Genomic DNA, 24,649 nt, shown 5'->3' on the forward strand with positions numbered 1-24,649 from the left:
TCAAAGGTTCCCCGGCAGATCTGAAGCGGCCATCGCTCCATGTGGGAACGATCTACCTTCGCAGGGTATCGATGGCTTGAAATAAAACAATGGCGAAGGTGAAAAACAGAAATGTCAGGACGAGGCTAATGCCAATCCAGGAGATCAGCGCCGCAAAACCTCTGGAGGTCTTCAGATGCGAGTGCTTGTGGCGCCTTGTCATATTGCCAGTCCACCCAGCTTCCGCACGAGGGGGAACCAGCCTCATTGTTGAGGCTAGTTCTCGAACTCCTCTGATCGTGGTGGCAGCACATCCTGCTCCCGAGCCGCCCAGACGTAAAGCGTGGGTAACAGGAAAATGCTCATAATGAGAGCGGCGATCAATCCACCGACAATAACGATGGCGAAGGGCCGCTGCGAATCGGAGCCGATTCCATGAGACATGGCTGCCGGCAGCAGGCCAAAAGTGGCGACAAGCATCGTCATCATAATGGGACGCAGCCGCAGAACAGCGCCCTCGACAGCAGAGTGCTCAACCGAGTGACCATCTGCACGAAGCTGATTGATGTATTCGAGCATGATGACACCCGTCTGTACGCACACTCCGAAAAGCGCGAGAAAGCCCACGCCCGATGAAACGCTGAAATGCGTGCCTGTTGTCATCAGGGCCAGCAGTCCCCCCAGGGGAGCCATGGCAACGCTGGCAAGGATCAGCATCGCCCACTTGAATGACTTGTACATCGAATACAGAATGATGAAGATCAGCAAAACCGTCAGAGGAACAATCAGGAGCAGCCGCGCCGCTGCGCGTTTCTCGCTCTGGTATTCGCCTTCCCAGGTAATGTAATAACCTCTGGGAAGCTTCATCTGGCGGTTGACCTTGCCGATAGCCTCTTCTACCGCGCCCCCGAGATCGCGCCCGCGAACACTGTACTTAATGGCGACATACCGCTGGTTATTTTCGCGATAGATTTCCGAGCCCTCATCCGCCTCTCGTACCGTGCATAGCTGGCCAAGCGATACCCGCTCGCCGGAAGGCGATAAGAGCCGAATATTCTGAATGGCTTCCCGCGTGTCGCGATACTGGGGAAGGTAACGCATCACGAGGTCATAGCGGGCCTCGCCACGCAGGACCTGAGTAAAGGCGGTGCCTCCAACCGCGGTCTGGATGGCGTCCTGCACGTCGGCCACATTAATGCCCCAGCGCGCCGCAGCTTTACGATCCACAGTGAAATTCAGATCAGGCTGACCTGTTACCTGAAGCACGCCAAGGTCGGTAATACCTTTAACGTGGCTCATAATAGCTGCCGCCTGTTCGGCTTCATGTTCGAGCACGTGCAAATCATCGCCGTAGATCTTGGTGGCCAGCTCGCCTTTGACGCCGCTGACAGCCTCTTCCATGTTGTCTTCAATGGGCTGAGAAAAGCCCCAGATTACGCCCGGGAACTTCTTTTCAAGAACTGCATTCATGGAGGCGATAAGTTCTTCCTTGCGTCCATGAAACATGGGGCGCCATTCTTCCTTTGGCTTCAGGTCAACGAAATATTCTGTGTCGAAGAACCCGGTGTGATCTGTTCCGTCGTCCGGTCGCCCCGTCTGACTGGTGCATTGCGTTACCTCGGGAAACGAACAGAGCACAACTCGCGCTTCATTGGCCACGAGGATACCCTCGCCGGGTCCCGCACTTTGCAGCAGGATGCCGCGTACCCACAATGCGCCTTCATCCAGATGCGGCAGGAACTCAGAGCCGATAAGTCCGCCGAACGCAAGATAGACAGAGACACAGAGCGCGGCTGCTGCAATTCCGACTGTTATGGCGCGATGATGAATGGCCCACGTGACGCTCTTCCGGTACCGTGCCGTAAGAAACGTCATGATGGGGTTGTGCCATTCTTTGGCGCCCTTGCTGAACAGGAAGCTGGACAGAACCGGGGCCAGCACCATGGAGAAGATCAGAGCGCCCAGCAGCGCAAACGCGACTGTCCACGCCATGGGCTTAAACAGCCGTCCTTCCACCGACTGCAGCGTAAAAATCGGCAGATAGGCCGAAATGATGATCGCTATGGCATAAAAGACAGGTCTCTGAACTTCATGCGCCGCTTCAGAAATCCGTTCGATCGGCTTTCTTCCGTTCTCTTCCTTCCGTGCAAGATGGCGGACGATGTTTTCCACCATCACGACCGCGCCATCGACCACCATGCCGAAGTCGAGCGCACCCAGTGAAAGCAGGTTGGCCGGAATATGTCTCAAGTCCAGGCAAATAGCCGCAAACAGCAGAGAAAACGGAATGGTGAGTGCGACAATGAGGGCCCCGCGTACATTGCCCAGAAAAAGAAAAAGAATAATAACGACGAGGACGATGCCTTCAGTCAGGTTATGCAGTACCGTATGCGTGGTGAAATGCATCAGATCGCTGCGGTCGATAAAAGGAACCAGCTTCACGCCCTGTGGAAGAATGTGGTCGTTCAGTTCCTGGACTTTCTTATGAATTCCATCCAGTACCGGATCAGCGTCCGCGCCCTTTTGCAGAAGAGCAATCCCTGAAACTACATCGTTGTTGTCAACAACTTTTCCGTCTTCACGGTGGTATGCCTGGCCAAATTGTCCGAGGCGAATCTTCGCCCCCTGGGTGACGATGGCAATATCTTTTACGCGGATCGCTGTTCCGTTTTTGCTGGCGACAACCGTGTTTTCGATGTCCTGAATATTCCGAACCAGACCCACTTCGCGGATATTGATCTGCTGCAGTCCTGCCTCAATGAAGCTGCCTCCTCCGTTGGCGTTGTTATTTGTGAGCTGCTGCTCCACCTGAGCAATGCTCAGTCCATAAGAGATCAGCTTGTCAGGATCGACGCGTACCTGATATTCGCGCGTGGGACCGCCGAAGTCATTCGTATCAACTACACCTGGAACCGACTTCAGATTCTTATCCACCACCCAGTCTTCAAGCGACTTCAGCTCCATCACGTCGTATTGAGGATTGGTGCTTTGCAGGGTATAAAAATAAATCTGGCCAACCGGACTCCAGTCCGTCCCCATCTGTGGAACCACGCCTGCCGGCAAAGTAACCTGCGAAAGCCGCTCCAGCACGCGTTCACGGTTCTCGAAATTTGTGGTGTCTTCGCCGAAGACCATCTCCACAGTAGAAAGTCCGAAGAGAGACCATGAGCGGACATGAGCAATCCCCGGAATACCGTTCACTGCTACTTCAATGGGGATAGTGACCTGCTGCTCGATCTGCTCGGCAGAAATTCCGGGCCATTGCGCGATGACGTCGACGTAATTATTGGCAACGTCCGGATAGGCCTCGACGGGCAGGCGCTCAAAGGAAACAATCCCCCAGATGAACAACAGGATTCCAAGTGCCAGGGCCAGAAAGCGATTCTGAAGTGAAAAATCAACGATCCTGCGGATCATTGCGCCTCCGCAGTGGCTTCCAGTTGCAGAGCACTGGCCACTACCTTCTGGCCGGGCTCGATCCCCGAGAGAATCTCTTGCTTTTCTCCCGGCAGCGTATCGCCGACATTCACTTCCACACGCTTAAACTGCTTTTCCCCCGCGGGAGTAAATACCCATTCGCGATCGTGCAAATGAAGGATCGCAGCGGCAGGTATAACCGCGTGGACTTGCTTTTTCCTGCTCTCCAGGGTCGCCGTCACAAACATTCCCAGACGGAGAAGCCCTCCTGCATTCGAAACCTCGATACGGACTTTAGCCGTACGGAGAATTGGATCGAGTACCGGGCCAATATCGCTGATGCGACCGGCCAGCACCCGGCCAGGATAAGCACTTAGCCCGATCTGCGCCGTCTGTCCCAGCTGAATCTTCGACAGATCGTTTTCATAGACATCGCAAAGTATCCAGACGGCCGACAGATCAGCAATCGTGAATGCATTCGGAGAGCCGGCATAGGTTACTCCTGCTGCCGCTGCATTCGTGACGTTCTGCGCGATAATGACACCGGAGATAGGTGCATAAACATTGACGATGCTCGACGGATGATTTCTGTTGATGCCGAGCGTTTCCAGCTGTTCCTCGGACGCATTCAGATCGGCTTTGGCATCGCTTTCCGTGTCCTCGGCCTGCTCGAGTATGCCGAGTGAAACAGCGCCGTGAGCATATAAGTCTTTGGCACGAACGTAGGCTTTATTGGCCAGCAGTTCATCATTTACAGCCTTCAGATAAGTATCGTAGGCGTTCGTGACGTCCGGGCTCTGCACTCGCAAAAGCAGTTCACCCTTTTTTACGTTGTCATCCAGACGTGCTCGAATATCAACCACGCGCCCGCTCGCCAGCGAGATGACGGGGACTTCACGAGAAACGTCAGGATTCACCGTGCCGGTCACGCTCAGTTTGTCCTGAGCGTCCATCTGTTCTGCGGCAATCAGCGGGTATTGCTTCGGATTGTCAACGTTAATTACCCCGTTGTTGCTGTTCTCGATGATCTGCTCCTGTGGAGGCGCACCATCCGCAGGAGCGAATTTTTTGCCGCATGCCACGAGAGAAAGACACACAGCAAAACAGCAACCCGATCTCACGATGCTATGGCTCATCATTGGATTACCTCATGTCCCACAGCAAGATTCAGTTGATCCGCGGCCATCAGATACGAGCCAATCAATTGCAGATAGGTCGTCTGTATTCCTCGGTAGTTGCTTTGCGCGTTCAGAAAATCCATCAGTGAGGCTCCGCCGTGCTGCCATGCATATGTAACTGTGTCCCGGACGCGCAACGCCTGCGCCAGATACTTGTTCTTATAGGGCCGCAGCAAAATCAGATTGCTGTTTACCTGCGCATATGCCGAATCGACATCGCTGAAGACCTGTGTTTGTGTTGCGTCTGCTAATTGCTGATTGCGATCAATATCGAGCAACGTACGCTGTTTCTCTCCCTGATTGCGGTCGAATATACGCAGAGGAATACTGATGCTCGCCCCCAGTGTCTGCGTAGCGTTCGGGTTGTTATTTGAGGAGTTCCACGTATACCAGCCGCTGAAAGTCGGATCTGTCGAGCCATTGGCAATCGCAAGCTTATGGTTTGTGTTCGCCTGCTGAATGGATTCCAGAGCAGCCTTCAGATCTGGCCGATTGTCCAAAGCGATCTGATGAAATGCTCCCAGCGGGTCTAGCTGGTCAGAGAAGCCGAAACTCCCCTGCACATCAAACTGACCCACAGGCGTCTTGTCATTCAGCAGCTCCAGAAGCTGAATCTTCGCCGTACGCAGGTTGACTTCAGCCGCCTGCAGATCTGATTCATACTGCACGCGCTGCAGTTCAATTCTGTCTAGGTCGATCTGCGCCAGATCGCCACTCGCAAAGCGCGTGCGGCTGATGTCGATAATCTTGTCGTAGTAATCGAGCTCCTGATGGGCAAGATCCACGATGGCCTTCGCCTGCAGAGTTTGTATGAATGCCAGCCGTAGATTGAAGAGAAGGTTGCGTTCCAGATCTTCATGCTGCGAAGACGCGATCTGCGTACCTTCCTGCGCGCTCTGAAGGCGCAATTCGCGCTTGTGGTCGCGCTCATGCAGATAGCTCAGTGTGGGAACAACATAAGTACCGCTGAGTGGCGTCCAGGTTCCGTTATGGGGAGCGATTTGTGTTCCGTCCTGCGAGAACGCGAATTGTGGATTCGGGCGCAGATTAGCCGTAATCTCTTCAGCCTTTACCTCCTGCACGTTGATCGCATCCGCTTTTAACGTGGGGTTTGCGGCCTCAAATCGTGCCTTGATCTGATCCCACGTATAGTCGTTTTGTGCGAGCAGGGGCTGGCTCCAAAGCAGCGCGGCTAAACATGTGACAAGACAAAAAAAGATGCGACGAAGCAATGACCGTCTTCTGGGATTCATGGAAATCTGCTGTGCGAATATCGGTTTGTGGACAGCTTTAGGCATGTCCTCAGAGGTGCGATAGGTAATGTTCTGAATAGGTCGGGAAGTTCTGATAAGTCGTAGCTTAGCTTTCCAGGCTCCTAATGCCCACCCTATCTTTCGGCTGCGCATGGCTATCTTTTGGTCAGATGTGCTTCCGAAGCCGTCATTCAAAGCGCATGATGAATTCAGCAATATATTCTGTGCGCCTCACCGGAATTGTGGCAGATGATCATGCTTTCATCGCTGTTCCAGCGCAGCCGTAAATCTGTTGTTCTCCAGGCAGGGATTCTGATCGCTGTCATTGCGTGCCTCGACTGGCGTGCAGTCGACGAACTGCCTCTCGGATTTCTCTACTTATTGCCGATGTTGCTGATCGGAAGAGTTCTGAAGCCCTGGCAAATTGCAGCTTTCGCAGCCCTGTGTACCTATCTCGCAGAGGCATTCGATGCCTTTGTCTGGACGCTTAAAACCGGTATACCGCGCGATGTCCTGTACTTCGCGGCCTTTTTCTGTGTCGGGCTTTTTGTCAGCGAGGTAAACCGGAACCGTCAAATTGCGGTGAAGCACCTTCACGAAATTGAGCGGGAGAGAGATTCGCGGCGCGACGCGGAAGAACAACTGAGAGTGTTGATTGAGAGCAGTCCAGCTGCCATCATCACAGCTAATTCAGATGGCCGTGTCCTGATGGCGAACGAAGCAGCACATCGTATGCTGGCACTTGCATCGGGAATGCTACCCGACCGCTCCATCCATCAATATTTTCCTTCACTCCTGAATATTTCCCGGCGTGATTCAGGTAGCCAGCTTTTTCGTGCAGTGATGCAGTCGCGCGGCCAGCGCGAGGACGGCGAAGTGTTTTTGGCTGATATCTGCTTTTCTACGTATCGCACAAATGCTGGTTCGAGGCTTGCGGCGATGATCCTCGATACGTCGGAAGAGTTTCGCACCCATGAAGAATCCAGCCTGCATCAGGTGCTGGCTGGATCACGCATCGCTGTCGGAGCCGTGTCGCATGAAATACGCAATGTGTGCGGAGCCATCGCCGCCGTTCATCAGAACCTTTCGCGCAGTGGCCTGTTGGCACAGAATAAGGATTTCGAGGCCCTTGGAAACCTCGTTCTCGCACTGGAGCGGATCGCAGATGTAGACCTTCGGCAGTCCTCAGACCAGGGGGCAGAAATCGATCTCACTTCCATACTCGATGATTTTCGGATTGTCATCTCACCATCCCTGCGTGAAGAGGGCATCGAGAGTTCATGGAATATTGAACCAAATCTTCCGTTGGTATGGGCAGACAGGTCCTCTGTAATGCAGGTCTTTCTCAATCTTGTGACGAACAGTATTCGGGCAATGGCGCCAAAGAAAGAGAAGTTGCTATCTGTAAGCGCCAGAATAGAAGGTCGCCATGTGCTTGTAGAATTCATAGATAATGGCGGCGGAGTGCCTCATCCGGAACAATTATTTCGACCCTTCCAGCAGGGTGCGCAATCAACAGGGCTTGGTCTTTATCTTTCTCGCGCCTTTACGCGTTCCTTCGGCGGTGAATTACGTTATAAAACTGTACCCAATGGCGCCTGTTTCGCTGTTGAATTACCTGCTGTGAACTCACTTGAAAAGACACTGTGAAAGAACCTGTTTCCATCTTGTTGGTTGACGATCACGCGCTGTTTCGTGAGAGTCTCGTGCGTCTGCTTGAAAGCGAGCCGAATTTTCAGGTAGCTGGCCATTGCGCGACGATTACGGAAGCGCTTCAACGGCTCGGCAACACCAGAGTGGACGTAATCCTGCTCGATTACGATCTGGGACAGGAGGCGGGAACCGACCTGCTTGGCAGGCTTTCTTCTTGCGGAAAGAAGGTGAAAGTTGTGATGGTTACGGCTGGCATGGGCGACAGTGTCACGCGCAACGCCCTTCAGGCCGGCGTAGCTGGAATCATTTTCAAGCACAGCGGTCCTGGGCAGCTGATAGAAGCAATCCGCAGGGTTGCAGGCGGAGAAATGTGGCTGGACAGTGGAGCGATCCAATCCCTGCTTGTGGCGTCCGGCGAAGCACGCGATTCACAGCCACAATCTCCTTCGCTGACAAGCCGTCAGCGCGAGGTGCTGAGCGGCATCCTGGATGGGCTTACGAATAAGGAAATCGCTCTGAAGATGCAGACTTCCGAAACCTCCGTCAAGGCCATTATTCAGGATCTGTTTCAAAAGGCTGGCGTGCGAACGCGTAGCCAACTTGTACGGATTGCCTTTGAGAAACACTCTGCGGACTGGGTGGACAGAAGATCCTGAACAAAAGCTCGTGAATCTGCATAGCATTAAGCCACGTTCTCTGCTTCTTTATCTGGAAGCCCGCAGATAGAGCTTCTCTCTGCCTGGATTCATCTAAAATATGAAGAGAGAAGTATTGAGATAAAGCAGAGTTCATCGCATGCTGGCGATTGCGCTCCGAAATACGGGGATGCCATGCGGGTTTCCCTCGATGTCTGGGTCCGCACTGCTTTAGCGATGCTGGCCGCCGATAGTTCGATGACCAGCACAAGCGTGGACCGAAAGGGAGAACAACATGGAGATGCCCTCCCCTCGGCTTCCGGACGGAGTTGTTATTTCACACTCGATTCGTCCAGAACGATATCCTGTATCGAGGTGATGCTGAGGCCATATTCCGGCTTCAGGTAGTAGTTGAGGAACGCGACTTCTCTGCGCCATGTTTCAAGGTGATGCTCCCGCTCTGAAAATCCATGCAGCTCATTTGGAAAAGTGAAGTACAGATAAGGCTTTTTAGCCTTCTGCAGCGCCTCGACAAACTGCTGTGATTCGTAGGGAGGAACCTGCGGATCGTTTTGTCCCTGCATGATGAGTAAGGGCGCAGCAATCTTCGGCACATCCCGAAGAATGTTGGCCCTGCGATAGACCTCCGGTTTCTGGTCTGGTGTGCCTCCCATCTTGGCAATCCAGCGAATTGCTGCGGGCCGATTCGTCCTCCTTATATAGGAGTCTCGATCGACTACGCCATAGAGCTCGATAGCCGCATGCCAGATATCCGGCTTCTTGGTGACTTCATAAGCCACCATCGTTCCTCCGTGACTGCCTCCGCCTATGCCAATTCGTTCAGGATCGGCCAGGCCCTGCGAGATCAGGTATTGCGCGCCCTGCGCGACATCTTCGACCTCGCCTCCTCCACTGTCTTCCACGTTGAGATTGCGGAACTTCTCGCCATACCCGATGCTGCCGCGATAGTTGGGAGTCAGCACGACGTATCCGTGCTGAGCCAGGTATAGCGCCCATGGATCCCATCCCAGTGTGTCCTGGCCTTCGGGACCGCCATGGATCCAAAGTACCGAGGGATATTTCTTTCCCGCTATATAGTTCAGCGGCTTATACAGAATGGCCGCTATCTCCAGACCGTCTGGGCTCTTGTAGTGAACGACCCCAGGTTGCGGAAGCCCAGTATCGGCGAAGTTGGCCGGTTGCGTGCGGAGAAGCAGATGAGCTGTTCCGCCTTCGACAGGGGCGACGGCGAGGCTGGATGATTCAAAAGACGAATCGTGCAGAAGGTAAAGCTGGCGTCCATCCGGCGACCAGATCGGCTCTCCTTCCACTCCTGAAGATACGGAGGCAAGTGGGTGCAGGTGTCTGCCATCCGGAGAGACGATCCAGATATGCCGCTCCTCCGGATGCTCCCGGTTGGAGACGAAAGCGAAATATCGTCCGTCCTTCGAGAAGACCGGATCTTCATCCTCCGATTCGCCTGTAGTGACCGCGCGGGGCTCGCCGCCATTCGCGGAGATCAGGTAAATCTTGTTCCATCTGGAGTCCTGAAGAATAACCGCGAGCGACTTTCCATCGGGAGACCACTCGGGATGGCGAATCGACCATCGTAGGGGCGCTGCAGACGTAGGGGCGCTGCAGAGGCCCGCCCGGATACTCGGGCATCTTCGGATAGTGCTGGATCTCCAGCAGCGTTTTGGCAAAAGCACCATATGGCTGTGCAAGACGAATGATGTAGCTGCTGCGCGCATAGTGTTGTCCGTCCGCGTCAAAGTCCGCATCGGCTTTCTCCACCTCGACATCGCCGGTACGCAGAGTATTGATGAGCCTTGCTGTTGCAGCCTGGTCCTGCTGCTCCGCGGGCACGATGAAGGCGTATGGCCCGGTCTTCCGATTTACCGCGTTAAGTCCCACCTGGTAGAAGTTCTTCAGATAACGCTCACGATAGATCGCGGCATTGTTCGTAATCGAGAAGAAGGCATCGATCTGGTAATCCACGATATCGCCCAGGCGCCAGGTTCCGCCCTTCCAGGGATTCGGAAAGTTCCAGGTGGCGACCTTCGCGTCATAACCGATACCCTTGCTCAGTTTGTCGAAGGGAACGCTGATGGGTGAAGCAATATTCGCGCTGGCCGATTCGGTAAGGATGCGTAATCCGTTGTGATACGAGATGTAGTCTCGAAGCGGAGACCAGAAATCATACACGCCATAAGACAGCACTCCCGTCTTGCCCGTTTCTGCGATCTCAAGCGCCGTATTTGTGCCAAGGGCGTTCATGGATGAGATCAGAAGAGGATCGATATTTGGATCGAAGGGATCGACGAAAGGTGGCAGATAAATGCGAGCCGAATCTGCACCCTGCTGATGCAGGTCGTAAAGAATCTGCGGATGCCATTTGTTGATCAGCTTGACTGCGAGGCGCGTTTCCACCTGGGTGAAGGTTGCCCAGTCCCGGTTGTCGTCATGTCCGACATAGTGATGCCAAAGCACAACCGGGCTGACGCCTTCATACGGCGTTCCCAGATATTTCTTGTACCAGTCCACAACGAGCTGCTGCCCATCCGGATTTAACGATGGCACCAGCACAATGATGTCGTTGTGAAGTATGGAGCGAATCTCCGGTGTATTGCCGGTCGCCAGCAGCCAGGAAAACTCCGAGGCGCTTTGCGAGCTGGCGATCTCAGTCGAATGAATGTTGCAGGTTACGACAAGAACCGTCTTTCCTTCATCGATCAGCTGCTTCGCTTCATCTGGAGTGGTCGTTCGCGGGTCGGCGAGCTTTCTTTGAATATCGAGGTAATGCGCGAGGTGCGCAAGATTCTCAGGGGCAGAGATAGTTACCGCAATAAAAGGACGGCCTTCCGTTGTTTTGCCGACTTCCGTATAACGGACACGATCGGATTGAGAGGCCAGTTTCTGAAAATATGCCGTCAGCTGCGTCCAGTCCGCCAGTTGGCGATCCGTTCCCGGTTTAAAACCGAAGGCTTCCTCCGGAGACGTAACAGGAGCGGCGAACGCCGCCAGCGCCAGATTCATGGCCAATGCAAAAAAGAGCGGGAACTTCTTCATGTACACCTGTCCTGTAACGCGCAGAACAAGCTCCGCGCAGCGCGTTCGGTAAGTGACAACCATTGAAATAGAGACAGAAAGGCGCGAAGCTGCTCAGCTGCGAACCCAGCACACATGGAGCGTGGCAGAATTGCACGCGGAAAGCATACCCATGTGCAGCCGATGCGGCGTTGAAGCAGCTCTCTCTTGTCAGTATGAACAGAAAGTCGGGGTGTGCAATTTTCGGTTCAGAGACAGCGGGTTAACAGAAGCGGTCCTGAATGACTGCGCCTGGATCGAGCATTCCGATTTTCTGACTAAGTTAAAGTCAACGGCGACATCGAACGATGACACACTGACAACCGCGAGTGGGTTGTAAGTGGGAAGGCTGAGACAAGTGTGTCATGAGTATTAGACTTATCACAGATCAGAGCGATGTCAAGCCAGCGGTCAAGGGTTTTTTGATTTCCCGGTGAACTGTATTCGCTTCGGTACAGACGGCTTTTGTGGCGCCCGGTCTTTTGGACGCCGATCTGTGTTCGCCAATGATCATGCCCGCAGGCGGGCATTTTCGCCACGGCATCAGTATCAGGACAAAGTGTTTTGCATGCCCTGGAGCCTGTGCTTTGGCTCATAGCCGCTGAGGGCAAGGCGCTTGCCGTGTGAGCGGTGCGCCTCCTCGGAAACAGGATGCACGCCCGAGGTGGTGACCCACCGATTGTAGAAGTTGAAGAGTGAGACGACGAGGATCGTGAAATATATGGCTTCATCGGTCCATCCCTGGGCGTGCAGTGTATCTACGTCGCTCTGATTCATCTCCGGCAGATCCGTTGTGATCTTCGCAGCAAAGCGCAGAAGCGCCTTTTCGTTCTCCGGCAGTGGCGAGGACTCAGGATCATTGAGAACAGCGCGGACCAGCTCTTCGCTGCCCAGCAGCTCTGCAGCCACAGCGGCATGCGATCGCCAGCAAAATTGGCACTCATTGATCCATGAGGTGTACGCCGCAATCAGTTCACGCAGGCCCAGGCTGACGGATGAAGGAGCGCGCATAACGCCCTCCGTAAAACTTGCTAGGGGCGAAGTGACTTCAGGCCGAAAGGCAAACAGATGCCATATCTGCCAGTACTCGCGCCCTGCCGCTTTGGTTGCGTCGATCAGGCTGGCATAGGGGCTGGGCTGTGGGTTTGCCTCGACCTCACGAAGATACATGGGTTCCTGCTCAATTGCTTTCAACGGCGGCCTCCGTCTCGAGTGAAAGAGATTCAGAAAACGTTGCCGGCGGCGCGGCGAAACGATAGGCGGGCAGCAGCAGCATCGCAAAGGCCACGACCGCCGTGATTACGGAAAAGATCGAAAGTATCCTTGTGTACGAACCCGTAACATCGTAGATATACCCGAGCAAAAGCGGAGCTGTGCCTCCGGCAACGGCATACACGCTGTAGGTAAGACCGTATATGGTGGAGAACGAGCGCATGCCGAAGTAGCGCTTGAGCATGTAGGGAATCAGGTCGAACTCGCAGCCCATTCCCAGCCCGGCAATGAGTGCGGCAATAGCTGCCGCGCGAAATGAACGAGCATGTCCAAGAAGATAAATGCCGCTGCCCGCAAGGAGCAGCGCGCCGGTGGCGATGCGCGCGCCTTCGAGATAGTCCAGCATCCAGCCGAGCAACAGACGTCCGGCCAGACTTGATCCGCCAAGAATAGAAACGATAAATGCTGCATCTCTCGCTGAGATGCCGCGATCGTTGAGCATAGGAACCAGGTGCGCAAGCGCGCCGTTTTCCGCAAGCGACATACAGCAGATGCCCAGCGCGATCAGCCAGAAGCTGCGTGACGCCAGTCCTTGCTTCCAGCCGAGTCCGGGAGCCTGCTCGCCCGCCTGCTGTGCCTTATTGGCAGCGCGATGTTTTGCCTGCGACGACGGCGCGAAGAACCAGGTAAGCGGGGCGCCGAGAAAGAGCGGCAGACATGCGAGCAACAGATAAGTGTTCCGCCATCCGTAAACGGAGATCAGGTGTTCGACGAGCGGCGGAAAGAAAAGCGAACCCAGCCCCGAGCCTGCGACCACAAATGACAGCGCAATGCCCAGTCTGTGCTCAAACCAGCTTGCCACTATGCGCGCATAGCCAAGCTGGTAAGTACCGGTTCCGGCAACACCAATCACAACAGCCGTAGCGTAGTAACGAGTGAGGCTAGGAGTAAGAAAGGCGAGGGAAGCCATCCCCAGGCCGAATACCGCCATGCAGGGTGCGATGAGACTGCGCGGCTCGAATCGGTCAAGCAGCTTGCCCATGAGCGGAGAGCAGATGGCGACGGTGATTGCCGCCAGGCTGAAGCCCTGCGAGATCTGCTCGCGGTTCCACCCGAAGTCATGCTGCCACGACTTCATCATCAGGCTGAAGCTATAGATGAAGGTCGTGGCAAAGCCCACCATCACTCCAAGCTGGCACACGATGACGATACGCCAGCCTGTGTAGCGCAGGCTTTCTTCGCTGTCAGCGGAATGGTGTTTCGGATTCCTCACACGAATCTCCGCTTACGTGTTAGCGCGAGGGCTTCAGGTAGCCGGACTCCGCGAGGTGACGTCCCATCTCGGCATACATGGACTCGTCGCGCGGCTGCCATGTGTCCAGTCCGTCGACATAGCGGTTGTACATGCAGAAGGCTGCGGCGATGAGCACCGTGTCGTGAATTTCATGGTCGGTTGCGCCCTGCCTGCGCGCCGCTGCCACATCTTCGGCGGTCACACTCCTGCCGCCTTTCTGCACTTTGGCTGCAATGGCCAGCAGCGCCTTTAACTTTGGAGATATGGGAGCGTTCAGAAAATCGGTCTTTACCTGCTTCACCGTCTCTGCGTTGCCAAGATGGCACGCGGCCGCCGCTCCGTGGCTCGTCTGGCAGAAGTAGCAATCATTCTCTGACGAGACATAGGTAGCAATCAGTTCGCGCTCGCCGGGTGTAAGGCTGTTGGGCTGGTGCAACAGAATATGCGCGAGCTCGCGCATGGGCCTGGCTGTCTCAGGACGGAAGGCAAAGCCGGCGCTGATGCCGGGAAGTCCTTCGGGCAGGGCGATGTGAGGCATATTTTCTTCTCCTGGCTTTAACGAGCGACAGGTTCCGCAGGCAAATAGGTTTTGCTGATGGCGACATAGCCTTCGCGGGCCACCGCTTTGCCGCGCTCGCGGTACATAGCCTCGTCGTGAGGTTGTATGGTATCCAGCCCGTCGACATAGCGGTTGTACATGCAGAAGGCTGCGGCGATGAGCACTGTGTCGTGAATTTCATGGTCGGTTGCCCCCAGCCTGCGCGCCGCTGCCACATCTTCGGTGGTCACGCTCCTGCCGCCCTTCTGCACTTTGGCTACAATAACCAGCAGCGCCTTTAACTTATCCGGGATGGCCGCGTGCTGGAAGTCAGCTTTCACCCGCCGTACCAGTTCCTCGTCGCCGTTCAGATGGGCGGCGGCAATGGCACCGTGGATCGACTGGCAATAGTGGCAATCATTGAGATAGGAGACATAGGTAGCGATCAGCTCGCGCTCGCCTTCGGAGAGTGTGCCGGGGTTGTGCAGCAGCACTTCGACAAGCTCATTCAGCGGCTTCGCTGTTTCGGGACGGAACGCCATGGCGCCGCGTATTCCGGGCAGCCCCTCAGGCAAAGCGATGTGCGGCATAAGAACTCCTTATCACGGTAAAGAGGATTGGGTTGCGGGAGCGGTTTGTGCTGTCGTTCCACTGAAGCGCCGCAGCAGCATTCCGCCCGCGAGTACAACCGTGACGCCCACCAGTGCGGGAACCGGGCTGTGCAGCAGAATCAGAAGCGCGATGACAACAGCGCAGAAGAGAAATACGATCGGCGCCGCGGGGTACCACCACCGCCGTACCGGCTCCTTCAGCCGGAACAGCGTGGAAACCGACAGCGCGAGAAAACATACGGCGGAAAAAATAATGTAGGCCAGGATGCGGTCGAAGGCGCCGAAGAGAAGAATCAGCAGCGCCATGCATGTCTGCAGCAGAATTGCGTTTGCGGGCGTTCCAAAGAGAGGATGCAGTCTGCCGAACACGGAGAAAAATTCGCCATCGCGCGCCATTGCGTAGTAAACGCGCGGAGCGGCCATGGTCAGCGCCAGCAGCCCGCCAAGTACGGAAAGCAGCACACACACAGACAGGACTCTTCCCCCTGCATGTCCAAAGAGTGCTTCCCCGAACTGTGCGACGAAGGCGGTGTTGGAAGTGATGTGCTCCACCGGCACAACGGAGAGGAAGGCTGCGCTGACAAGCAGGTAGACGACCGTGACCAGCAGGACTCCGAAGGTAAAAGCAAGAGGCAGGTTGCGTTTCGGATTGCGTATTTCACCTGCAAGTTTTCCGGCCTCCCACCAGCCGCCAAAGCTGAAGAATGCGCTGACAATGGCTCCGGCAATAGCAGCAAAAAGAGGATCGGACCCGGTACGCCGCACCGTAAGCGGTAACAGATTTGCAGAAGAGGCATGACCCGAAAGCCAAGCCCATGCCACCAGCGCCACCAGCACAGCGATCTTCAGCAGATTGGCAGTGGCCATGACTCCGCTGCTCAGCCGGGTCCCGGCGTAGTTCACCGCGCAGATCGCCAGCAGAGCGAGCGCTGGAAGAAACGTGGCCAGCCTCGGTGGAAGGTGGATCAATGTCTCGACGTAGGGCAGAGCACCCACCGCGAGCGCGGCGGCAATTCCAGGGTCGACTACCGCGGCGGACATCCAGCCGTAGAGAAAAGCGATGCGCGGGCCGTAGCCCTCGCGCAGATACACATACTCGCCTCCCGCCCTCGGGTACCGGATCGCCAGTTCCGCATAGCAGAGCGCTCCGCTGAAAGCCATCACTGCCATGCCGCACCACACTGCAGCGAGCAGCGCGGGCGAGCCGAGCGATTTGGCCATGGCCGCTGGAGTAAGAAAAATTCCCAGCGCAATCGACTCTCCCGTAACGACGGCTATCGCCGCAGCCAGCCCGATTTGCCTGCGTTGTTCCATTCAGGAACGCATCTTACGCCAGGCGCCAAAAGGCCGTATATCCACCTTTGGGTGGAGACAGAGTCCATTCTCTGGGTCCAAGACACTCTCTGCCTGGGTTGAGTAATGTGCCGCTAGTTCAATCCCCCTATCGCGAAAAGAGCCGGACAAAGTTGTCATTGTTTGAGGCTGGTTCGACGGAGGAAGTCTTGCACAAATCTGTTTTTCGCAGAGCTGCATTTGTAGCGCTGTGCTCGCTTCTTGCTGTTTTCCCGTTTGTCCTCGATGCACAACAGCTTGCTGTCGCGAGTATTGGCGGCACGGTTGCAGATCCTGCTGGCAGCACTGTGGGGGGAGCGGCCGTGACACTTACGAACCTCGCACAGGGTACAGTCCGCACCTTTACTACCCAGCGTGATGGGAACTTTTTCTTCAGCACTCTTCCGGCGGCTCGTTACAGTTTGTCCGTCGCATCGGTTTCGGGATTTGCGGCTTTTCAGCAGGAGATCGTTCTCCTCGTTGGCGAGGACAGGAACCTGCCGATCAGGCTGCAGCCCGGCAGCAGCCATACCCAGGTCACGGTCAGGGGAGACACGCAGCAGGGCGTCGACACCACAACTTCCGTTGTTGGAGGAGTGATCAACGCGCGCCAGATCGAGACGCTGCCCTTGAACGGACGCAACTATCTTGAACTCGCGCTCCTCGTTCCCGGCAATGCTCCCGCGCCGAACTTCGACCCCACCAAGGAGAACACCTTTCTCATCTCTTCTGCCGGACAGGTTGGGCGCGGTGGCAGTGTAACCATCGATGGCGCGGACAACAATGATGATGTGGTTGGCGGCTCGCTCGTGAATATACCCGAAGACGCGGTGCAGGAGTTTCAGATTGCAACCAACCGTTTTTCTGCGGAGCTGGGCCGCTCAGGCTCGTCCGTGATTAACGTGGTTACGCGGCAGGGAACCAACAACCTGCACGGCGGCGTGTCCATGTATGAGCGTGACCGCGTGCTGCAGGCGCTGCCAGCAACCTACGATCCCAGTGTCGGCAGTGTGCCGCCGTTTCACCGTCAACAGTATGCCGGCGAGATCGGCGGACCTTTCCATCGTGATAAGGCCTGGTGGTTCGTTGCGATGGAAGACAGGCAACAGCTTGGCGCGGATCTGACAGGTGTGCGCGATACCACGAACAAAACAATCAACGAAACATTCGCCACAGCGCCCCTGCACGATTACCTGACAACGGAGAAGCTTGACTGGCAGGTGACTCCGCGCGACCGCATCGGTTTCCGCCAGTCGCTTGAGCTGGAAGACGACCTGAGTCAGAGCGAGCTGGACCGCTCGCTGGGCACCGCGGCCTACCGGCAGACATCCGGGAACCATCTGCAGGGCCTTGTTGCAGACTGGGTTCACATATTTACGCCATCGCTTATCAACCGCGCCAGCTTCGCGGACAACAACTTCGCCAATGCGATTTATCCCACTTCGAATGCGCCGCAGATCACCTTCCCTGATCTCGATGACGGCGCGACCTATCGTGTTCCGCAGAAGACGCAGCAGTTCCGTCTGCAGGGCGATGACACGGTGACATGGGCGCGCCGTAATCATACGTTGAGCTTCGGCGGCGAGCTGCAGTGGATCGACGCATACTTCTATCTGGGAGTATTTCAGCAGGGCAATATTCAGGCAGTTGAGGATTTTCCCGATTTTGACCGCAACGGAGATGGCAAGGTAGACGACAATGATCTGCTCTTCGCCGTCGCACTGCGGAGTTCCACCCCTGACCGGCCGCTTGTGCTGCCTGACAACGGCAGTTACCACATGGCCGGCTTTGCGCAGGACGACTGGAAGGTCGTGCCGAACCTGACCCTGAACCTCGGCCTGCGCTGGGAAATGGACACCAATCTGAATAATCTCAGTTGGTATGCGAACCGAAACCCGATCGTGGATTCGTTCTACCAGGGCACGCGGCATCGCGATTATGGCAACTGGGGTCCACGCATTGGCTGGAATTACACATTCAATCCGCACCTCAGCGTTCATGGCGGATACGGCGTCTACTATGACCGCGTCGTGCTCGAGATCATGTCGCTGGAAAAAGGTCTGGATGGCCGCGCGCTCGCGCTGAATGTTACCGCAGGCAATGCCGTAACGGATCAGAATGGCAACCCTGTTTATCTGAACCCGGACGGCACCTTCAGACCAGGCACGCCGGAGCTGCTCTCCAGCCCCTTCAGCGGATTTCCATTTACAGGCGCAGGCGCGACGGGCATCGACATCATTAACAATCGCCTGCGCAATCCGATGGTGCAGCAGTTCAACCTGGGGGTCGGAAAGCAAATAGGCAACGACCTTCTCGTCAAGGTAGACGGAATTCACAATCTCGGAACGCGCTTTATTATTGGTCGGCCGGTCGGCTCGGTCTACAACCCTCTGACGCAGGGGCCGGACGAAGTGACTGACCTCGAATCCGCGGTCAACACAAAATACGACGCGCTATGGGTCACCGTACGCGATCATATCTCGCATTACGGCGAGTTCGACGCAGCCTACACGCTGGCCAAATCCTACAACTACGCCAATGACGACCAGATACCGTTTGAATATTCGCCGATCGATCCGAATAATCTGCAGCTCGAATACGGTCCTCCGCCGAATGATCAGAGGCATCGCCTGGTGATGTCGGGTGTAGCCTATCTCCCGCTCAGGCTCCGCTTCGCCCCCATCTGGACCATCGCCTCCGGCGTGCCTATGGATATTCTTTTGCCCGACGGCAGCGAGCGTGTGCCGACGATCCAGCGCAATGCAGGGGGACGCGAGTTTCACACTGCCCAGGAGCTGAATGCGTTCATCGCCCGTACCAACGCAGCAGGAGGTGTGTACGAAGCCAGCACCAGCAGCTATGTGATCCTTCCTCAGATCAGCAGCCGCGCCAATTTCAACGACAGCTTTAACTCGCTCGACTTCCGCCTCGACCGCACCTTTGCCTTTTTTGACCGCCTCCATGTTGATCTCATAGGAGAGTCCTTCAACATCTTCAACGTGACCAATATTCTTGGAGTCAGCAATCTCAACTACTCCGGTTTCGCCAACACCCTTTCACCCGACACGAACAACCCCGGCTACTCATCCAGCTTTGGCCGGCCGGTATCCACTGCGGGTGGCGTTTTCGGCTCGGGAGGGCCAAGAGCGTTTCAGGTGGCGATGAAGCTCAGTTTTTGAACGAACAGGTGAGCCCATGAGCCGTCCCGAATACGAATTGCTTTCCAGGCTGAAGGCTGAAAGGCCAGCTCAGACAGAAACAAAAATCCGCCTGATCGAGGAAGATGAAGCGACGGGAGAAACTGCGGCTGCTTATCAATACTTCCGCGATCAGACGGGACGGCAGGACGTTCCAGGGATTTTGAAATGTTTCGGCATCAATCCGGCATTCGTCCGCCAGATGGTCGACATTTCTTCGTCGCTGCTCTTCTGTGAGGGTGCTCTGACCAGGCGGCAGAAAGAGCTGATTGCGACGTATGTTTCGCAGCTCAATGCCTGCCCCTACTGTTTCGACAGCCACGGCTTTTTCCTAATGGTGCATGGAGCATCGAGACAAACGGTGGATGACCTCGCCGCAGGCATTCTCACTGGACTTTCTGAGGCTGAGCGAGAGCTGCTCCTTTATCTCGGCAAAGTGGAGCGCGAATCATTCAAAACAACGCCGGAGGACGTGGCGCACATGCGCAGCCTCGGCTGGCAGGAAGAGCAAATTGCCGAGGCCGTGCACGTTGCCGCCATGATGGGCTTTTGTAATCGTGTCGCGAATGCATTCGGTCTGCCGGCTCAGAACCTGCTGTCGCTGCAATTTACCTGATTGCAGATGAAGAGCGCCGATTAACTGCTGGGCGCCACATCTTGCCGGCCAATTTTCTGTAACGCATACGCCTGTCGTTCATACCCTTGTGCTGGCAGTGACGCTCTGAAGGTTTTGAGCAATCCGGCGGGATTTTTCGACAACGAGTGCAGCACCCTCTGGTGGAAAGGTCTCGCAGGCGGTCTCGGCGAAAAGAGAGAGCCAGCGCTCAAAGTGTTGTGGGTCCAGTCCGAGTTGGAGATGTCGCATCATGGGATTGCCCTTGTATCGGCCGGTGGCGAGCAATATGGAGGACCAGAAATCTTTCAGTACGGCGAGATGATAAGGCCAGTCATCAACGACGGCATTAAAGATAGGGCCAATCTCGGGGTCATGCCGGACCTTCGTATAGAAGGCATCTACGAGTGTGCTGATCTGAGCCTCAGAAATATCAGGATCCATGATGAACCTGTCTCATTCTGGCTACAGAATACCTGATGGTCGGTTACGTGAAACCTGAACAGGGACATTCCTGACTCGTCTGCGAACTGTCCGGTTTTCTGGCGTCTGGAACCACTGCGAATCGCGGCGGCTGCCTGAGATCAGGCAGCCCCGCTAAATGCGTGGAAAGAGGGTCTATCCATCAAATAAGGCTGCGCAGGGTGCCCCCGATGTCAAGGCTGGCCCCGGTGATGAACTTCGCGAGCGGCGAAGCCAAAAATACCACGGCCTGGGCTACATCCTGAGGTTGCCCGATTCCCATAGGCATGTATCGTTCTTTCAGGAATCGCTCCAATGCTTCCTCTCTATCGACGTTATATTGGGCTACCAGCTGATCCACAATTCCACCCGGTCGAGTCCACATCCGCGACCAGATAGGTCCTGGGAGAACCACATTTACACGGACTTGCGAAATATACTGCCGGGCCAGAGCTTTCGTCAGATAAAGCAGGCCCGCCTTGCAGACTCCATAGTCCATCATGGTAGGTTCCGGCTGTTTGGCCAGGTCGGAACCAATATTTACCACCGAGCCCGAACCTCGTTTAGCCATCTCCGGCAGCAGGGCACGGCAGATGCGGATCGTACCCATCAGGTTGACGGCAAGGCTGTCTGCCCACCGCTCATCAGAAATTTCTTCAAACGAAGCTGCATCTCCGACACCAAGATTGTTGACCAGGATATCGGGAGGGCCGCCGAAGGTTTTCCGCACCTCTGAAACCAGATCATTCACCCCTTCGGCAGTTGCAAGGTCTGCTTCAATCACTCCGGCTCGCCGTGAGGCCGTCTCACGAAGCGCAGCGCCATCCAGATCGGCCACAAATACATGGGCTCCTTCTTCTGTCAGCAGATCGGCGATCGCTTCACCGATCCCATGAGCCCCGGCAGTAACACATGCAGTTTTTCCTTTGATTTGAGTGTCCATTTATGCCCCTCGCATTTGTTCCTGTCAGAGTGATTAAGGAAGTTGGGAAAGAACGGTATTGTAATAAGTGGTGTGCGGCGGAAGCATATCGTTGTAAGTTTTGGTAGGGTGAACGAACGGATCTTCATTCTTTCCACGCCACTCCTCCGCGAGTTTTTGAATGGCATCGGTCTGTGGAGGGCCGTCGTGTACCACGACCCTGTAGCGGAGTGTCAGCGCCGCATTCGGAGTAATCGTCAAGGGTCCAAGCGCAGTGATGCACGGAGAGACCATCCAGAGGTAGCGCGCGTTGTGCCATAGCGACGGCGGGTTCAGAGGGTGATCAATCACCGCAGCTCCAACGGTTTTGCCATCGGATGCCAGCTTGATCGTGTAGTCGTACCACGGCTCCGACGGCCAATCTGTGAGCGGATACGAATAGTGCGGGTCCGGAAGCGTTACTTTTCCTGCAGCGGTTGAAAAGTAGGATTCCCCATATTTCTGCGCCTGGAAGTCAAAGCCTCCGAACGCACTCTGAAGAATCTCGTAATCGTAAAGCGGCGCAAGCCGGTAATAGAGATCCAGAACATACATGCCATCGTGCTCGCTTACGATTGCCTCATCGGTCTCATCGAGCATCTTGTGGTTATCAATCAGCCAGTCGTTATGAATCTCAACCTGAGCGTGATCCGCGTCTGCTTCGATCAGCTTCACACTGCGGTTTTGGATGATGCGTCCTTCGCGCGGCGCGTAGGCTCCCCATGCCCAGAAATCGCCGCGTTCGACGGTAAAACCTTTCACCGCGTGGTCTGGTGCCGCATTACGATAATCGCTGGGAACATGAAACTCCGAATTCATGAATCCAAAAAAGATCCCGCGATGATGGGGATGATCATTGGGCGCGACATTGGTTACGCGCTCACCGGAAGGTGTATTGACGGGATCGAAGTACGCGGCACTCGGTGCTGTTAGTCCGATATTATCGGGCCGCACCGTCACGTATTCCAGAACCACCTTTCCATCAGGAGCAAGAAGCTCCATCCCGCTGGGCACGGAAACCAGGCTGAAAGTTCCCGTGGGAGTACGAGGAGTATTCTGTGCCAATCCTGAAGGTCCGCTCGCTAATGCCAGGAAGGCGCTGACCCCAAGGATGGCTGCGACTTGCAGTGCTCGAAACGACATGGATATTCCTCTACTGTTGCTTGTTGTTGTGGTAGTCGGCGTATGGTCTGTGCATCCTGACCTCATTCTTACTGGTCACCAAATGACGAACTCCTGACGGCAAATTGGATCAGACGCATGCCGACCTGATACAACTTCTGTTTCCAGTGCGCCACGGTAATTGACCCGCTCTGCGCGTCCGGCTGAAGAACTGACACTCGTTTCAGGGTCTTACGTGTGCCTGCCTGAAGATGCATGTGCTCGAGAAATTATCGAAATGTTGCGCAGTGCGCAATTTTTGTTGCGCACTGTAAGAGTGCGCAGACTATCAGGCTTCGAAGAGCTAAGTCAAGAATGCTCTTTTGTATCGTCTGGCCTACGGTTAGAGCCTCGCAACGCGAGGAGATAGCCAGAGCGCATTAGGCTTTGAGGGCAATGCCGGTCAGCCGTGCTCGCGGTCCCGGCAGTTTTCAATCACAACTACCCCCGTCTGCTTTCAGCCGGTCGATGAGGCGCAACAGCTCTCGCAATGGTGGCCGATTGGGTGGCCTGTCTGCCAGAGTGATATCGACGATGACAGGAATCAGGTTTCCTGGCTATTTCATTCGGAGTTGCGAAGCAGACCGCCGATTTTGTTGGCAATCACGCAAACTTTTTCCCCATACTCCGAATAGAGGCTGTCAGGCAGGCGCGAGACTGGAGCCGATATGCCAATTGAGCCGATGACATGGTTGTTAAAGCGGATCGGCGCCGCAATACAGCGGAGATCCTCGGCATGTTCCGAGTCATCTATCGCATAGCCCATTTCCTGGATGGCGGCACAGTTTTCCGCGAGGGCCCCGATCGTTGTGATGGTGTTTTTCGTATATTTCCGTAGCGGACTCAATCCGAGCAGTGCGCGGAGTTCGCCTTCGTCAGCGTCAGCTAATATCGCTTTACCGTGAGCTGTACAGTGGAGCGGATGGAGTTCGCCCGTCCTGCCGACTGCGGCAATTACGCGACTGGCATGCGCTGAGTCGATAAACAACACGCTCTTGCCCTCCCGAACCGCGAGATGTGCTGTCTCATTGATTTGGGTCGCCAGCAGGCTCAGATCGGGATGGGCAATATCGACGAGGAGCTTACTCCAGTCATATTCCCGCGCCAGAGCCCACATCGAGGGCCCCAGTAAAAAATCCTTTTTCCCCGGCTGACAGGACAGGAAACCGCGACGGCGCAGCGTGACGGCAAATCGGAATGCGCTGCTGCGATCGATGCCAAGCAGGTCCGCCAGTTCCGCAATGGATATAGATCGCTTCGAGCGGCCCACGAGCTGAAGAATTTCCAAACCGCGATCAAGGCTCTGAATGTATGGAGCGCGGGGATTGTCCTTTGTCTGCATAAGTCACGAGCTGTTCGAAATCTTTTCAATTTCGTTCAGATAGGCGTCATTCTCCCGGCATGATCGATCGATATGGATCGAAACATCCTGCGTTGCTACTCCAACATCGGGTAAATCATAGCATCCTTGTCAAACCGTATCGTCAGGTCCTTCGATCGACATACGTAGTCTTCCAGTGGTAAAACGTTTATTCTGGCACCATCGCTCCGTTCGGCTCTCGACGGGCGCTCCAGCCTCTGCCCGCTTCAACCTCTCAGATCTTCTGCCGACGGGAAAAATATTCGCCATCCTCATTAGGATAATGCTTCAGCCAAAGGATTCCCAAAAATATATTGACTAAATTTCAATGGTCTTGGTACGATGCCATCCGTTCGTGAAATGTGCAATACGCAACGCTTGTTTTACATTGCGCACCTACGTGACAGCTTCTCATGAGTTGAGAAGGCAGGAGAGATCGCTCTCCTGCTTGAACGCGCATGGATGAGCGCTGGTCCATTCTCCGGGCACTTCAAAACGGGAGTCGGTGGCTCATGGGCCAGGCAGAGATGATTTTTTGATTTTCGCTATTGCACCAGGACCGGGTAACCGGCGGATGAGGTGCGAAGAGGTCTTGTTGACCGGGGCGCGAAGCAGGATTCAGAAGAGTTCACAGGTAAGGTAACCAATGAAAACGTTCGCATTTTTAACTCGTTTGTGGAGGCAGGAAATGGTAAGCCCAGAAACA

General features: G+C 55.3%; 18 protein-coding genes. 4 read left to right on the forward strand and 14 right to left on the reverse strand.

From position 1 onward, the window contains the following. Window positions 1-255 precede the first annotated feature (255 nt). Genes D0Y96_RS14750 through D0Y96_RS14760 form a run of 3 tightly spaced genes read right to left on the reverse strand, consistent with a single transcriptional unit; the run spans window position 256 to window position 5,872 of the window. Entirely contained in the window at window positions 256-3,396 is a 3,141-nt protein-coding gene (locus D0Y96_RS14750; protein ID WP_117301358.1) for an efflux RND transporter permease subunit, read from the reverse strand. Further along, complete coding sequence (locus D0Y96_RS14755; RefSeq protein WP_252263813.1) at window positions 3,393-4,535, reverse strand: efflux RND transporter periplasmic adaptor subunit; 1,143 nt, start codon at window positions 4,533-4,535, stop codon at window positions 3,393-3,395. Before D0Y96_RS14755 ends, D0Y96_RS14750 begins: the two co-directional genes overlap by 4 nt. Next, window positions 4,532-5,872 carry a TolC family protein gene (locus tag D0Y96_RS14760; RefSeq protein ID WP_252263814.1) on the reverse strand — a complete coding sequence of 447 codons (1,341 nt, stop codon included), beginning with the start codon at window positions 5,870-5,872 and terminating at the stop codon, window positions 4,532-4,534. The genes D0Y96_RS14755 and D0Y96_RS14760 overlap by 4 nt, the downstream gene beginning before the upstream one ends. Before the next feature lie 210 nt (window positions 5,873-6,082). On the opposite strand from D0Y96_RS14760, the gene D0Y96_RS14765 reads away from it, so the two are divergent. Then, a complete protein-coding gene (locus D0Y96_RS14765; RefSeq protein WP_158562404.1) occupies window positions 6,083-7,477 on the forward strand; it encodes an ATP-binding protein in 1,395 nt (464 codons plus the stop codon). Next, window positions 7,474-8,136 carry a response regulator gene (locus tag D0Y96_RS14770; protein WP_117301362.1) on the forward strand — a complete coding sequence of 221 codons (663 nt, stop codon included), beginning with the start codon at window positions 7,474-7,476 and terminating at the stop codon, window positions 8,134-8,136. The genes D0Y96_RS14765 and D0Y96_RS14770 overlap by 4 nt, the downstream gene beginning before the upstream one ends. A gap of 311 nt (window positions 8,137-8,447) precedes the next feature. Here D0Y96_RS14770 and D0Y96_RS14775 read toward each other — a convergent pair whose 3' ends face one another. From D0Y96_RS14775 to D0Y96_RS14800, 7 genes are all read right to left on the reverse strand, one after another. Continuing rightward, complete coding sequence (locus D0Y96_RS14775) at window positions 8,448-9,671, reverse strand: S9 family peptidase (RefSeq protein WP_350449096.1); 1,224 nt, start codon at window positions 9,669-9,671, stop codon at window positions 8,448-8,450. Next, window positions 9,580-11,184 (reverse strand): M14 family zinc carboxypeptidase, encoded by a 1,605-nt coding sequence (locus D0Y96_RS20465; protein WP_117301917.1) that lies wholly within the window; start codon window positions 11,182-11,184, stop codon window positions 9,580-9,582. The genes D0Y96_RS14775 and D0Y96_RS20465 overlap by 92 nt, the downstream gene beginning before the upstream one ends. Window positions 11,185-11,751: 567 nt before the next feature. Next, on the reverse strand, window positions 11,752-12,396 hold the full coding sequence (locus D0Y96_RS14780) for a carboxymuconolactone decarboxylase family protein (RefSeq protein ID WP_199480339.1): 645 nt from the start codon (window positions 12,394-12,396) through the stop codon (window positions 11,752-11,754). Next, window positions 12,383-13,687: an MFS transporter gene (locus tag D0Y96_RS14785; protein WP_117301368.1), complete on the reverse strand. Its 1,305-nt coding sequence runs from the start codon at window positions 13,685-13,687 to the stop codon at window positions 12,383-12,385. The genes D0Y96_RS14780 and D0Y96_RS14785 overlap by 14 nt, the downstream gene beginning before the upstream one ends. A gap of 19 nt (window positions 13,688-13,706) precedes the next feature. After that, window positions 13,707-14,246, reverse strand: a complete 540-nt coding sequence (locus D0Y96_RS14790) for a carboxymuconolactone decarboxylase family protein (RefSeq protein WP_117301370.1) — start codon at window positions 14,244-14,246, stop codon at window positions 13,707-13,709. Between the two features lie 17 nt (window positions 14,247-14,263). Beyond that, window positions 14,264-14,836, reverse strand: a complete 573-nt coding sequence (locus D0Y96_RS14795; protein ID WP_117301372.1) for a carboxymuconolactone decarboxylase family protein — start codon at window positions 14,834-14,836, stop codon at window positions 14,264-14,266. Between the two features lie 12 nt (window positions 14,837-14,848). Continuing rightward, a complete protein-coding gene (locus tag D0Y96_RS14800; protein WP_117301374.1) occupies window positions 14,849-16,171 on the reverse strand; it encodes an APC family permease in 1,323 nt (440 codons plus the stop codon). A gap of 188 nt (window positions 16,172-16,359) precedes the next feature. Between D0Y96_RS14800 and D0Y96_RS14805 the strand changes: the two genes are divergently transcribed. Both D0Y96_RS14805 and D0Y96_RS14810 read left to right on the forward strand, forming a co-directional pair. Further along, entirely contained in the window at window positions 16,360-19,368 is a 3,009-nt protein-coding gene (locus tag D0Y96_RS14805; RefSeq protein WP_158562406.1) for a TonB-dependent receptor, read from the forward strand. A 16-nt stretch (window positions 19,369-19,384) separates the two neighbouring features. Then, entirely contained in the window at window positions 19,385-20,002 is a 618-nt protein-coding gene (locus tag D0Y96_RS14810; RefSeq protein WP_117301379.1) for a carboxymuconolactone decarboxylase family protein, read from the forward strand. A 78-nt stretch (window positions 20,003-20,080) separates the two neighbouring features. Here D0Y96_RS14810 and D0Y96_RS14815 read toward each other — a convergent pair whose 3' ends face one another. From D0Y96_RS14815 to D0Y96_RS14830, 4 genes are all read right to left on the reverse strand, one after another. Beyond that, window positions 20,081-20,443, reverse strand: a complete 363-nt coding sequence (locus D0Y96_RS14815; RefSeq protein WP_199480341.1) for a group III truncated hemoglobin — start codon at window positions 20,441-20,443, stop codon at window positions 20,081-20,083. A gap of 181 nt (window positions 20,444-20,624) precedes the next feature. After that, entirely contained in the window at window positions 20,625-21,404 is a 780-nt protein-coding gene (locus D0Y96_RS14820; RefSeq protein WP_117301383.1) for an SDR family NAD(P)-dependent oxidoreductase, read from the reverse strand. Between the two features lie 33 nt (window positions 21,405-21,437). Further along, on the reverse strand, window positions 21,438-22,565 hold the full coding sequence (locus D0Y96_RS14825; protein WP_158562407.1) for a DUF6807 family protein: 1,128 nt from the start codon (window positions 22,563-22,565) through the stop codon (window positions 21,438-21,440). Between the two features lie 580 nt (window positions 22,566-23,145). Further along, window positions 23,146-23,925, reverse strand: coding sequence for an IclR family transcriptional regulator (locus D0Y96_RS14830; protein WP_117301387.1), 780 nt, complete (start codon window positions 23,923-23,925; stop codon window positions 23,146-23,148). Between the last annotated feature and the right edge of the window lie 724 nt (window positions 23,926-24,649).

This window comes from Paracidobacterium acidisoli (assembly GCF_003428625.2).
GTDB lineage: Bacteria > Acidobacteriota > Terriglobia > Terriglobales > Acidobacteriaceae > Paracidobacterium > Paracidobacterium acidisoli.

What these genes read in the sequence shown, in the direction of transcription:
- D0Y96_RS14750 (WP_117301358.1), bottom strand. Translation starts at nt 3,396, where the DNA reads ATGATCCGCAGGATCGTTGATTTTTCACTTCAGAATCGCTTTCTGGCC.
- D0Y96_RS14755 (WP_252263813.1), bottom strand. Translation starts at nt 4,535, where the DNA reads ATGATGAGCCATAGCATCGTGAGATCGGGTTGCTGTTTTGCTGTGTGT.
- D0Y96_RS14760 (WP_252263814.1), bottom strand. Translation starts at nt 5,872, where the DNA reads ATGCCTAAAGCTGTCCACAAACCGATATTCGCACAGCAGATTTCCATG.
- D0Y96_RS14765 (WP_158562404.1), top strand. Translation starts at nt 6,083, where the DNA reads ATGCTTTCATCGCTGTTCCAGCGCAGCCGTAAATCTGTTGTTCTCCAG.
- D0Y96_RS20465 (WP_117301917.1), bottom strand. Translation starts at nt 11,184, where the DNA reads ATGAAGAAGTTCCCGCTCTTTTTTGCATTGGCCATGAATCTGGCGCTG.
- D0Y96_RS14790 (WP_117301370.1), bottom strand. Translation starts at nt 14,246, where the DNA reads ATGCCTCACATCGCCCTGCCCGAAGGACTTCCCGGCATCAGCGCCGGC.
- D0Y96_RS14795 (WP_117301372.1), bottom strand. Translation starts at nt 14,836, where the DNA reads ATGCCGCACATCGCTTTGCCTGAGGGGCTGCCCGGAATACGCGGCGCC.
- D0Y96_RS14800 (WP_117301374.1), bottom strand. Translation starts at nt 16,171, where the DNA reads ATGGAACAACGCAGGCAAATCGGGCTGGCTGCGGCGATAGCCGTCGTT.
- D0Y96_RS14810 (WP_117301379.1), top strand. Translation starts at nt 19,385, where the DNA reads ATGAGCCGTCCCGAATACGAATTGCTTTCCAGGCTGAAGGCTGAAAGG.
- D0Y96_RS14815 (WP_199480341.1), bottom strand. Translation starts at nt 20,443, where the DNA reads ATGGATCCTGATATTTCTGAGGCTCAGATCAGCACACTCGTAGATGCC.
- D0Y96_RS14820 (WP_117301383.1), bottom strand. Translation starts at nt 21,404, where the DNA reads ATGGACACTCAAATCAAAGGAAAAACTGCATGTGTTACTGCCGGGGCT.
- D0Y96_RS14825 (WP_158562407.1), bottom strand. Translation starts at nt 22,565, where the DNA reads ATGTCGTTTCGAGCACTGCAAGTCGCAGCCATCCTTGGGGTCAGCGCC.
- D0Y96_RS14830 (WP_117301387.1), bottom strand. Translation starts at nt 23,925, where the DNA reads ATGCAGACAAAGGACAATCCCCGCGCTCCATACATTCAGAGCCTTGAT.